The organism is Bacillus sp. BC08 (genome assembly GCF_054326875.1).
Window position 1 is genome coordinate 270,223 of sequence record NZ_JBTGPA010000035.1, and the last position, 12,238, is coordinate 282,460.

Here is a 12,238-nt window from a genome sequence, read left to right on the forward strand (position 1 = left end):
CTGTGAAAAAAGTCATTTCAAATTTGTATGGGGAGGTTTCTGTTTTGGAAAAAAAGGTCGTATTAGTAGATGGTAATAATATCGCGTATCGTGCTTTCTTTGCACTACCGCTTTTAAATAACGACAAAGGTATACATACGAACGCAATTTACGGTTTTACAATGATGTTAATGAGAATATTAGAGGAAGAAAAACCGACGCATATGTTAGTAGCGTTTGATGCAGGTAAAACAACGTTCCGTCATAAAACGTATAGTGATTATAAAGGAGGACGTCAAAAGACTCCACCTGAATTGTCAGAGCAATTCCCGTTTATTCGTGAGATGCTTGATGCATTCAACGTACCGCGTTATGAATTAGAAAATTATGAAGCGGATGACATTATGGGAACGCTAGCGAAAGAAGCAAGTGAACAAGGAGCAAATGTAAAAGTTATTTCAGGAGATAAAGATTTACTTCAGCTTGTTTCTGATAACACGCTTGTATGCATTCCTCGAAAAGGGATTACAGAAGTAGATGAATATACGAAAGAAGCTTTATTTGAGAAGTACAGTTTATCACCAAAGCAAATTATCGATATGAAAGGTTTAATGGGAGACCAATCAGATAATATTCCAGGGGTACCAGGAGTTGGTGAAAAAACTGCGATTAAATTGTTAACACAGTTTGGAACGGTTGAAGAAGTGTATGAAAATATAGAGCAAGTAAGCGGAAAGAAATTAAAAGAAAAACTGGAAGCAAATAAAGACCAAGCTCTTATGAGTAAAGATCTTGCAACTATTATTACAGATGCGCCGATTACAGTGCATGTGGATGATATGGAGTATAAAGGGTATGAAGCAAGTGATGTCATTCCAATGTTCGAGAATTTAGGATTTACATCTCTTTTAAATAAATTAGGTGTCACGCCAGAAGAAACAGCTCCAGCTGAATTAGATGATATTATATTTGATATTGTGGAAGAAGTTACAGAAGAAATGCTTCAGCAAGATAGTGCGCTTATTGTTGAAGTACAAGAAGATAACTATCATAAAGCGGACACTCAAGGTTTTGGTATTCAAAATGAAAATGGTTGTTACTTTATTCAGACAGACATTGCTCTTAAGTCAGATGCTTTTAAAGAGTGGCTTGCAGATGGAGAAATGAGAAAGCATACATTTGATGCGAAGCGTGCGATCGTGGCACTTAAATGGAACGGGATAGATATGCAAGGGATTGACTTTGATCTATTAATCGCTGCTTATTTACTTGACCCGGCTGATACGGATAAAGATTTCCGTACTGTAGCGAAAATGAAAGAAACGCATGCTGTGAAATCCGATGAAGAAGTTTACGGAAAAGGTGCAAAGCGTGCTGTTCCAGAGCTAGAAGTAGTAGCGGAGCATGTAGCTCGTAAAGTGCACGTATTATATGATGTAAAGCAAACATTCGTAGAAGAGTTACAAAAGAATGAGCAATATGAACTGTTTACAGAGTTAGAATTACCACTTGCGCGTGTATTAGCTGATATGGAAGTAAAAGGTGTAAAAGTTGATACGGAGCGTCTTCGTAATATGGGAGAAGAACTTGCAGGTAGACTAAAGGAAATGGAACAGGAAATTTATAAGCTTGCGGGAACAGAATTTAATATTAATTCACCGAAGCAGCTTGGTGTTATTCTGTTTGAGAACTTAAACTTACCGGTTATTAAAAAGACGAAAACAGGTTATTCTACGTCAGCTGATGTACTAGAAAAGCTTATGGATCGCCATGAAATCATTCCAAATATTTTACATTATCGTCAATTAGGGAAACTAAATTCAACTTATATTGAAGGTTTATTAAAAGTTGTACATGAAGATTCATCTAAAATCCATACTCGTTTCAATCAAGTATTAACGCAAACAGGTCGATTAAGTTCAACGGATCCGAACTTGCAAAATATCCCGATTCGATTAGAAGAAGGAAGGAAGATTCGTCAGGCATTCGTTCCATCAGAAGAAGGATGGATTATGTATGCGGCAGATTATTCACAAATTGAACTTCGTGTATTAGCTCATATTGCAAATGATAGAGGGCTAGTTGACGCGTTCCAACATGACATGGATATTCATACGAAAACAGCTATGGATGTATTTGGCGTTGAAAAAGATGAAGTAACTTCAAATATGAGACGACAAGCGAAAGCTGTTAACTTCGGAATTGTGTATGGTATTAGTGATTATGGTCTTTCACAAAACTTAGGAATTACAAGAAAAGCAGCAGCAGAATTTATTGAAAAGTATTTAGAAAGCTTCCCTGGTGTACAAGAATACATGGACGACATCGTAAAAGATGCGAAACAAAAAGGATATGTGGCTACATTATTAAATCGCCGCCGTTATATTCCGGAAATTACGAGTCGGAATTTCAATTTACGTAGTTTTGCTGAGCGTACAGCTATGAATACACCAATTCAAGGTACTGCAGCAGATATTATTAAAAAAGCGATGATTATTATGGCAGATCGTTTAGAAGAAGAAGGATTACAAGCTCGTCTTCTTCTGCAAGTACACGATGAATTGATATTTGAAGCACCACAAGAAGAACTTGAAAAATTAGAGAAGCTTGTACCAGAAGTAATGGAGCATGCAATTGAACTCGCAGTTCCGCTGAAAGTTGATTATTCTTACGGTCCAACTTGGTACGACGCAAAATAAGGAAGTGATGAGATGCCTGAATTACCAGAGGTTGAAAACGTCAGACGGACACTTGAAAATCTTGTAACAGGAAAAACGATTGAAGATGTCATTGTTACGTATCCGAAAATAGTAAAACGACCGGATGATGCAGAAATTTTTAAAGAAATGCTAAGAGGCGAGAAGATTGAAAGTATAAAGCGAAGAGGAAAGTTTTTGCTTTTATATGTAACGAATTATGTTATTGTTTCACACTTGCGTATGGAAGGTAAGTTTTTACTGCATCAAGAGGGTGAACCGATTGATAAGCATACGCACGTCCGTTTCTTATTTACAGATGGAACTGAATTACATTATAAAGATGTGAGAAAGTTTGGTACGATGCATCTCTTTAAGAAAGGTGAAGAGTTGAATCAAATGCCTCTTGCTGACTTAGGTCCGGAGCCGTTTGATGCTGAATTGACACCGCAGTATTTACAAGAAAGATTGCAAAAGACCAATCGTAAAATAAAAGTCGTATTATTAGACCAGCGACTTTTAGTAGGGCTTGGAAATATATATGTAGATGAAGTTTTATTCCGTTCTCAAATTCATCCGGAACGAGAAGCTTCGTCTTTAACAACAGAAGAAATTGAACGAATTTACGAGGCGACTGTTACAACGTTAGGTGAAGCAGTGAAGCGAGGCGGAAGTACAATTCGAACGTATATCAACTCGCAAGGGCAAATTGGTTCGTTCCAAGAACTTCTAAATGTATATGGAAAAAAGGGAGAACCGTGTGTAACTTGCGGTACGATATTAGAAAAAACAGTTGTAGGCGGAAGAGGAACGCATTACTGTCCAATTTGTCAGCCGAGAATATAGAAAAGAGATAACATCGGATAGGCATTTGTCATATACATACAGCAGGGCTATGTATAAGGGAGGAGCTTACCGATGTACCTTTATTTATCTCTTATTTTATTAGCTTTTACATTAAGCTTAGATAGCTGTAGTGTAGGGCTAACATATGGTTTAAGAAGCGTAAGAATTCCACTAAGATCAATTATAATTATCGGAATGTGTTCAGCGGCTGTTATGCTTGTTTCAATGGGAATTGGACATATGATCGCGAAAATATTTTCACCTGTTATCGCAACGCGTATCGGTGGGCTTGTTCTTATTGGAATTGGAATTTGGGTGTTATACCAATTTTTTCGAAGTGAAAAAAAAGAAGAACCGAAGCAAGAGGAGAAGGTTTGGAAATTAGAAATTGCTTCACTCGGGCTAGTGATTCAAATTTTACGGAAACCGACTGTTGCAGATTTTGATAAATCAGGTACCATTTCTGCAGGAGAAGCGTTACTTCTTGGTATCGCTCTTTCTATAGATTCGTTCGGTGCTGGAATTGGTGCATCTTTATTAGGGTATGCACCTGCTATGATGGCGATATTAGTTGCAGTGATGAGTTCTTTGTTTTTATTTATTGGAATGAAACTTGGAACGGTTTTATCAAATATGAAATGGTTACAAAAATTTACATTCCTGCCTGGGGTATTACTCATTATTATTGGAATTTGGAAAATGTAAGTATGGGCGTGGAACATTAGTTTCGCGCCTTTTATTATGAGGAGGGGAGGACGGTAAGTATTGGTATTTATCTGTCAGTACCGAACAGGAGTTTACAAATGAGAAGTTAACGGCTGTTTCGTTAGGAATAGATATTGGAATCAAAGAATTAGCATATTGTTCTGATGGTCAGAAAAAGAAAAATATCAACAAAACAAAGGTGGTAAGAAAGGCAGAGAAACGCCTTCGTAGGTTGCAACGTCAAGTTTCTCGTAAATATGAAATGAACAGGGAGGGAAACCGTTTTGCCAAAACAAGCAACATTATAAAAATCGAACAAGAGATACGACAACTACATAGAAGGTTATCAAATATCAGAAAGAATCATCTTCATCAGTCAACGAGCGAAATTGTGAAAACCAAGCCATTTTGTATTGTGATGGAGACGTTGCATATGAAAGGTCTGATGAAGAATAGACACCTAGCTAAAGCGATTGCGAAGCAGTGTTTATATGAGTTCAAAAGACAAATTCAATACAAGTGTGAAAAATATGGTATTGAATTTGTAGAAGCTGATACATGGTATCCTTCTTCAAAAATGTGTTCCAATTGTGGAAGCATCAACAAAGAACTAAAACTTTCTGACCGTGTATACAAATGCACTTGTGGTCACGAAATGGATAGGGATTTAAATGCGGCTATCAATTTGTCACGGTATGAATTAGCCAGTTAACATCTAAAAAGGTTACGGCTAATATGTGGGATTCGTTGTATCCGAATTTACGCCCTCGGAGTGTTAGATCAAACGAAAGTAGCTTTCTGCAAAATCGGACACGTAGAACAGGGAAATAAACAAAATTTATAGATTTTTATAAGTTTATGGCAACGGATTATGATGACAGTAGTAATTGGATTAACGGGAGGCATTGCAAGCGGGAAAAGTACGGTATCAGAAATGTTCCGTGAACTGAGTATACCAGTTATTGATGCGGATATTATTGCGAGAGAAGTTGTAGAGCGAGGAAAACCAGCATATAACAAAATAGTAGAAGTGTTTGGAACGGAAGTATTACAAGAAGATGGAGAACTGGATCGGCCGAAATTAGGAAGTGTCGTTTTCTATAATGAAGAAAAACGATTGCAGTTAAATAAAATTGTTCATCCTGCAGTGCGTGAGGAAATGAATACGCAAAAGGAAATGTACATAAAGGAAGGTATGCAAGCGGTTGTGTTAGATATTCCTCTTCTGTTTGAAGGGAAATTAACAAGTCTTGTTGATCGTGTTTTAGTTGTAGCTGTTAAGCCACATACGCAATTAGAACGTTTAATGAAACGAAATAATTTTTCAGAAGAAGAAGCAACGGCTCGTATTCAGTCTCAAATGCCGTTAGAAGAAAAAGTGAAGAATGCAGATGAAGTGATAAATAATGATGGCACAATTATGGGAACGAAAACACAATTACAGGTGATTTTAAAGAATTGGAACATTATTGACTAAAAAATTGTGAAATTAATGAAAATGCTTAGTGACATATCCCCTTTTTGTGTTATACTATTATTGGGATTGGAGATAAATAGTATAACGCATTCAAGGGGGATAACATATTATGACTCGTGTGGCAATTAATGGATTTGGACGTATTGGGAGAATGGTATTTCGTCAGGCAATAAAAGAAAGCGCATTCGAAATTGTAGCAATCAATGCAAGCTATCCATCTGAAACGTTAGCACATTTAATTAAATATGATACAGTTCACGGCAAGTTTGACGGAACAGTAGAAGCATTTGAAGATCACTTATTAGTTGATGGGAAAATGATTCGCCTTTTAAACAACCGCGATCCAAAGGAATTGCCTTGGACAGATCTAGGTGTTGAAGTTGTAATTGAAGCAACTGGTAAATTTAATTCAAAAGAAAAAGCAATTCTTCATGTTGAAGCTGGAGCGAAAAAAGTTATTTTAACAGCGCCTGGTAAAAATGAAGATGTAACAATTGTAGTTGGTGTGAACGAAGACCAATTAGATATTACAAAACATACTGTTATTTCAAATGCATCTTGCACAACAAACTGTTTAGCGCCTGTTGTTAAGGTGTTAGATGAGCAGTTTGGAATTGAAAACGGTTTAATGACAACTGTTCACGCTTATACAAATGACCAAAAAAATATTGATAACCCACATAAAGATTTAAGAAGAGCGCGTGCTTGCGGACAATCGATCATTCCGACAACGACAGGTGCCGCGAAAGCGCTTGCAAAAGTTCTTCCGCACTTAAACGGAAAACTTCATGGTATGGCACTTCGTGTACCAACACCAAACGTGTCTCTTGTTGACTTAGTAGTAGATGTAAAACGTGATGTGACAGTTGAAGCTATTAATGAAGCATTCAAAACTGTTGCAAACGGTGCATTAAAAGGTATTGTAGAATTCAGCGAAGAGCCTTTAGTATCTATTGACTTTAATACAAATACACACTCAGCTATTATTGATGGTTTATCTACAATGGTAATGGGTGATCGTAAAGTGAAAGTACTTGCTTGGTATGATAACGAGTGGGGCTACTCTCGTCGTGTTGTGGATCTTGTAACGTTAGTTGTTGACGAATTAGCGAAGCAAGAAAATGTGCAACATATTTAAGTGAATAAGGGAGAGGGCAAGTGAATATTTGCCCTCTTTTTTTTATATTTTTTCTGAAAAGGAAAAAATTATAGGAGTATATTTTTGAAAGTGGACATACCACGAAACGTTGTGATTACTGTATTTGTGAATCATTTATTTTTTTTAGGGAAAAGTAAAGAGGAAAATATGACAGAAAATCGAAAAAACTGTTGTTGCAAAATGAAAATAAACAAAGTATACTAACACTCGTAAACTTAAGAGCTGAGGTACGTAGTCACTACTTAAAGGGTTAGGACCTCTCTGGACTAACTTTCCCCCGTGGTAGTGGAGCAAGCCAAATTGCAAATTAGTTTTCAATTCGAACAGTTAGAATAAATTTACAAGGGGGAACTGTAGAATGGATACTATGGATACGATGGGTCGTCACGTGATCGCTGAACTTTGGGATTGCGATTTCGACAAGCTTAATGACATGCCGTATATTGAACAATTATTTGTGGATGCAGCACTGAGAGCTGGTGCTGAAGTACGTGAGGTGGCTTTCCATAAATTTGCACCACAAGGTGTAAGTGGAGTAGTAATTATCTCGGAATCACATTTAACAATTCATAGCTTTCCGGAGCACGGTTACGCAAGTATCGATGTTTATACTTGTGGGGATCGTATTGATCCAAATGTTGCTGCAGAATATATTGCAGAAGGTTTAAACGCGAAAACGCGTGAGAGCATCGAGCTTCCTCGAGGCACTGGTAGCTTCGAAATTAAGCAGAGAGAAACAAAAGCTCTTTAAAAAAGAACATAATTGATTTAAAATGTAAAGAGGTGTATAATGCACCTCTTTTTTAGTTTATAAAAAAGGAAAAATATAACGTACTTGTTAGTTAGATAAATTGAGCTCTTATGAATAAGTTAACGCCACGTCTCCCATCTTATTTTTGAAAACGAGATGATAAAATTATGAGCATAAACTTAAAGTGGTAAGAGAGTTAGAATGAGTTATATAATATTGTATATATATTGTCAGATGAAGTAAGTAGAGGAAAAATAAAGAGTATAGTGTAAAGGAGTGAATATATTGCGTTGTCCATCCTGTTCTCATAATGGTACAAGAGTGTTAGATTCGCGTCCGGTAGACGAGGGGCGCTCTATTCGAAGAAGGAGAGAGTGTGAAAGTTGTTTAAGTCGCTTTACGACATTTGAAAGAGTAGAAGAGTCACCTCTTATCGTTGTAAAAAAAGAAGGCACACGAGAAGAGTTTAATAAAGAAAAGATTTTGCGCGGCTTAATTAAAGCTTGCGAAAAAAGACCAGTATCTTTAAGACAATTAGAAGAAGTAACTCAAAGTGTGGAACGTGAACTTCGTAATTTAGGTATATCAGAAGTGAAAAGTGATATGATTGGTGAAATTGTTATGGAAGAACTACGTGATATTGATGATGTTGCTTACGTGCGTTTTGCTTCTGTATATCGCCAATTTAAAGATTTAAATGTATTTATTGAAGAATTAAAAGATATACTGCAAAAAGAAAGAGAGTAGAAGTTATATTTTATTCTCTTTACATACCGTAAGGAATGAGATAAGAGAGCTAGAAGCGAAAGCTAATAGCTCTTTTTCGCTAAGAAATTATATAATGAAGATAGAACAAATGAAGTAGAGGATAGATTGGATGAGAGAAAGGAAAAGCAAGAATGGAAAAACAGTCATGGATGGAGCTATTGCCAATTGATCGTTATAAAGTAAGTGCGAAAGGGTTATTGCATAATTACGACCGAAAAGTGTTAACGATGTTGTATCAGCCGTTAATAGGTAGTAGGGCTTTTAGCTTGTATATGACGCTATGGGGAGAGTTAGAGCAAGATCGAGTGTTTGGAAAAGAGAATACACATCATTCCCTTATGGTGACCATGCAAATGCAGCTTCCCGAAATATATGAGGACCGCGTAAAGTTAGAGGCAATTGGGCTTTTGAAGGTATATATTAAGAAAGAAAAAGATATTCGAATGTTTATATACGAATTGCAACCGCCTTTATCTCCGAAACAGTTTTTTGATGATATTGTGTTAAGCATCTTTTTATACAATCGATTGAGTCGGACAAAATATAATCAAGTAAAGCAATATTTCTTAGAAGAAGAATTTGATTTTGCTTCTTATGAAAATGTTACGCGTTCTTTCAATGATGTGTTTGGTTCGTTTAACCCAGGACAGCTTGAGCATGCGCAAGAAGATCTTCGTATTCCAAAAACGACAGCTATGCCAAGTAACGAGAAGGGAGACGCTCCAAAAGTTTGGAATGATTTCTTTGATTTCTCCTTATTTGTAGATGGCTTGTCCGCTCTTGTTCCTAAAAAGGCGATTACAGATCAAGTGCGAGAATGTGTCATTACACTTGCTTACGTGTACGATGTAGATGTGTTATCGATGCAAAATATCGTTCTTGGTACGGTGACAGAGATGCAGACAATTGATATCGAAAGGCTTAGAAAAGGAGCGCGTGATTGGTATCAGTTCGAAAACGGTCAAGCGTTACCTGTATTAAGTGAAAGAGTACAACCTCACGCTGCACGTATGATGGAAGGGAAAGAGCCTTCTACGCAAGAAGAGATGTTAATAAAACAATTAGAGGAAATCTCACCAAAACAACTATTGAAAGAAATCTCTGGTGGTGCAGAGGCGACAAAGGCTGACTTGCAGATCGTTGAAGATGTAATGATCAATCAAAAATTAACGCCAGGTGTTGTGAATGTACTTATTTATTACGTTATGCTACGCTCAGATATGAAACTTGCGAAAACGTATGTGGAGAAAATTGCTGGGCATTGGGCACGTAAAAAGGTCGGTACAGTAGCTGAGGCAATGGCGTTAGCGAAAGAAGAAAATCGTCAATATCAAGAATGGGCTGAGACGAAGAAAAAAGGCCGTACGTCGAAGAAAACGATAAGAAAAGAAATGGTACCAGATTGGCTGAAAGAAGAGCCGAAAGAACAAGAGAAAGAAACAGTGAAGAAAGATGTAAGTAAGAAAAAAGATGCAAGTACGTTAGATGATGAACGAAAACGACTAGAAGAAGTGTTAAAAAAATATAAGCGTGATTAATAGAAGAGAATGAACGCTCTTTGAGGTGAGAAAATGGAGCATATTCAAAATTCATTTGCAAAGTTAATGGAAAATAAAAATTTTAAAAATAGATATGAAGTATTAAAGGCGGAAGTAATGGCACATCCGCGTGTGAAAGAATTTATAGACGAACATCAAGGTGAAGTAACAACATCTATGATTGAGCGCAGTCTTGTGAAGTTATACGAATATATCGGACAAAGTGTAGGTTGCGCAGATTGTCCGGATCTAGGTTCGTGTAAAAACATGCTGCAAGGATATGAGCCAAAGCTCGTTATCCAAGGGAAGATGATTGATATTCAATACGATCGTTGCGTTAGAAAAGTAGCATATGACGAGAGAAAGAAATATGAAAAACTCGTTCAAAGTGTATATATGCCAACTGACATTTTACAGGCAACGATGGAAAACTTAGATCCTTCAGATTTAGATGCGCGTATTGATGCAATTGGTGCAGCCAATGAATTTTTAAGTACATATGAACCTGGTAAAAAAGTACAAGGTTTATATTTGTACGGTAAATTTGGTGTAGGGAAAACGTATTTGTTAGGAGCAATGGCGAATGAGCTTGCTCAAAAGAAAATAAGTTCGATGCTCGTATACTTCCCTGAATTTTTACGTGAAATTAAAAGTTCGATTCAAGATAATTCGATTGGGGAAAAGATTGATGCAGTGAAACGCGTACAAGTTTTAATGCTAGATGATATCGGAGCAGAAGCGATGTCAAGCTTTGTACGTGACGATGTGCTTGGTGCAATTTTGCAATTCCGTATGTTAGAAAACTTACCGACGTTCTTTACGTCTAACTTTGATTTCAAGGAATTGGAACATCATTTAACGTATACACAGCGTGGTGAAGCAGAACAAATGAAAGCAGCACGTATTATGGAACGAATTAAATATTTAGCGAAGCCAATTCCAATTGGCGGGAAAAACCGACGTCATAAGTAAAGAGTAAGCTGAAAAGCTTGCTCTTTTTTTCGTTTTGAACACTTTTTAGACTAGGTGAATTGTAAAACGAAAAGTTCTTATGGAAAATTCATTGTAGCTTGTATCATTTTTTTCTCCCTCCCTTAATATATATAAAATTAGCAAGCCATATCGAGTGGATCTTCTAACGATAGGAAATGTAATTCTACTAAGAGTGAACTTCACGCGGGACGGACTCTTATAGGATTTGTAACGTATAGATACAATCCTTTAGAGCAGGGATAAAAGGGGGGACAAAAGTGATTGAAATTTGCTTCGAAGAAAAAAATGATGCTATGCATGTATATAGACAACTATTGAAAAGAGCTGAACTGTTATATAAGGAAACGAGTGTGTATTTACAGGAACAAAAAGTGGTGATTCACATACCAGTATGTGAATCGAATTATATTGAAAAGATTTTATTGCCAGTCATGGTATATTTCATTGTGAATGTAAAGCAAAATGAGTGGATTTATACAATCTTAAAAGAGAAGTTTTTTTATGAAGAAGAGGAAGAGTGTCATCAAATATTGCATATGGCACAAGAGATTTTAAAGGGAAGAAGAAAAGGGATTGCTCATGAATTAACACGTCACACATTTGAATCATATATTAAATCTTCTTTAAATAACTGGCTTTGTGATCCGCTTTCGTTCTCGTTTTCATCATATGTTCGTTTTCGCCTTCGTACATATAGGGAAATGGTAGCTAAGCTTGCTGAATTGTCGATTGATGAGTATAAGTTGGAACAAGAATATCAAATGTTTATTGAGACGCTAAGGCAACAAGTGCGCAGCCGAAAATCACGTTTGTCCTGTGTGCATCTTATTTTTGATGAAAGTTTTATTTTCTATGATGATAAAGGTAGACGTTTAAAACAGGAGAAATTGGTCCAATATATAGACGAGGAATTATTAAAGCAAAAGGATGTATATATTGATACGAAAGTAATTGCACCACTTCTTTCTATTTCGCCGAAAAAAATTTATTTATATACGAAAGAACAAGACCATAATATGATTATTACTTTGCGAAATGTATTTCAAGAACGGGTCCAATTACATGGATTACATGAGTTTGAGCGCAATGTGAAAAATTTAAAAAATAAAGGTAACGCCCTTGATTTTCTAAGTTTTTGAGCATATAATTACCTACATAAATGAAATATATTGAAATGTCATGATGAGGACATGAGTAGTTTTCTACGATTTTCAGAGAGGGAAGCCTTAGGGTGTGAGCTTCCTAGTACGGGATTATTACTTACCACCTCTAAACTTTAGCAGTGAACGGTTTTCTAGTAATTGCTAACGGACAACACCGTTATGT

The 12,238-nt window shown here is 36.4% G+C and carries 10 protein-coding genes, 1 pseudogene and 1 other annotated feature (1 of these 12 cut by a window edge); all 11 genes and pseudogenes read left to right on the forward strand.

Going from position 1 to position 12,238, the window contains the following annotated elements:
- Positions 1–44: 44 nt before the first annotated feature.
- Positions 45–2,678, forward strand: coding sequence for a DNA polymerase I (gene polA, locus ACXVYO_RS19500; protein WP_458468257.1), 2,634 nt, complete (start codon positions 45–47; stop codon positions 2,676–2,678).
- Positions 2,679–2,690: 12 nt separating this feature from the next.
- On the forward strand, positions 2,691–3,521 hold the full coding sequence (gene mutM / locus ACXVYO_RS19505) for a DNA-formamidopyrimidine glycosylase (protein WP_458468258.1): 831 nt from the start codon (positions 2,691–2,693) through the stop codon (positions 3,519–3,521).
- A 72-nt stretch (positions 3,522–3,593) separates the two neighbouring features.
- Positions 3,594–4,226, forward strand: coding sequence for a sporulation membrane protein YtaF (ytaF, locus tag ACXVYO_RS19510; RefSeq protein WP_000281739.1), 633 nt, complete (start codon positions 3,594–3,596; stop codon positions 4,224–4,226).
- 49 nt (positions 4,227–4,275) lie between these two features.
- Positions 4,276–4,938: pseudogene (locus ACXVYO_RS19515) on the forward strand (RNA-guided endonuclease InsQ/TnpB family protein); the annotation flags it as partial.
- 162 nt (positions 4,939–5,100) lie between these two features.
- Positions 5,101–5,703: a dephospho-CoA kinase gene (coaE, locus tag ACXVYO_RS19520; RefSeq protein ID WP_458468627.1), complete on the forward strand. Its 603-nt coding sequence runs from the start codon at positions 5,101–5,103 to the stop codon at positions 5,701–5,703.
- Positions 5,704–5,812: 109 nt separating this feature from the next.
- On the forward strand, positions 5,813–6,841 hold the full coding sequence (locus ACXVYO_RS19525) for a glyceraldehyde-3-phosphate dehydrogenase (protein WP_061677050.1): 1,029 nt from the start codon (positions 5,813–5,815) through the stop codon (positions 6,839–6,841).
- Positions 6,842–7,229: 388 nt separating this feature from the next.
- A complete protein-coding gene (gene speD / locus ACXVYO_RS19530; RefSeq protein WP_002003660.1) occupies positions 7,230–7,613 on the forward strand; it encodes an adenosylmethionine decarboxylase in 384 nt (127 codons plus the stop codon).
- Between the two features lie 285 nt (positions 7,614–7,898).
- Positions 7,899–8,360, forward strand: coding sequence for a transcriptional regulator NrdR (gene nrdR / locus ACXVYO_RS19535; RefSeq protein WP_001203687.1), 462 nt, complete (start codon positions 7,899–7,901; stop codon positions 8,358–8,360).
- A 152-nt stretch (positions 8,361–8,512) separates the two neighbouring features.
- Complete coding sequence (locus ACXVYO_RS19540) at positions 8,513–9,919, forward strand: replication initiation and membrane attachment family protein (RefSeq protein ID WP_458468259.1); 1,407 nt, start codon at positions 8,513–8,515, stop codon at positions 9,917–9,919.
- 33 nt (positions 9,920–9,952) lie between these two features.
- Positions 9,953–10,891: a primosomal protein DnaI gene (dnaI, locus tag ACXVYO_RS19545; RefSeq protein ID WP_000400114.1), complete on the forward strand. Its 939-nt coding sequence runs from the start codon at positions 9,953–9,955 to the stop codon at positions 10,889–10,891.
- A gap of 278 nt (positions 10,892–11,169) precedes the next feature.
- Positions 11,170–12,051, forward strand: coding sequence for a putative sporulation protein YtxC (ytxC, locus tag ACXVYO_RS19550; RefSeq protein ID WP_137051200.1), 882 nt, complete (start codon positions 11,170–11,172; stop codon positions 12,049–12,051).
- A 31-nt stretch (positions 12,052–12,082) separates the two neighbouring features.
- Positions 12,083–12,238 (forward strand) — a binding site (T-box leader) (it continues 72 nt past the right edge of the window).

What these genes read in the sequence shown, in the direction of transcription:
- mutM (WP_458468258.1), top strand. Translation starts at nt 2,691, where the DNA reads ATGCCTGAATTACCAGAGGTTGAAAACGTCAGACGGACACTTGAAAAT.
- ytaF (WP_000281739.1), top strand. Translation starts at nt 3,594, where the DNA reads ATGTACCTTTATTTATCTCTTATTTTATTAGCTTTTACATTAAGCTTA.
- coaE (WP_458468627.1), top strand. Translation starts at nt 5,101, where the DNA reads ATGACAGTAGTAATTGGATTAACGGGAGGCATTGCAAGCGGGAAAAGT.
- ACXVYO_RS19525 (WP_061677050.1), top strand. Translation starts at nt 5,813, where the DNA reads ATGACTCGTGTGGCAATTAATGGATTTGGACGTATTGGGAGAATGGTA.
- speD (WP_002003660.1), top strand. Translation starts at nt 7,230, where the DNA reads ATGGATACGATGGGTCGTCACGTGATCGCTGAACTTTGGGATTGCGAT.
- ACXVYO_RS19540 (WP_458468259.1), top strand. Translation starts at nt 8,513, where the DNA reads ATGGAAAAACAGTCATGGATGGAGCTATTGCCAATTGATCGTTATAAA.
- dnaI (WP_000400114.1), top strand. Translation starts at nt 9,953, where the DNA reads ATGGAGCATATTCAAAATTCATTTGCAAAGTTAATGGAAAATAAAAAT.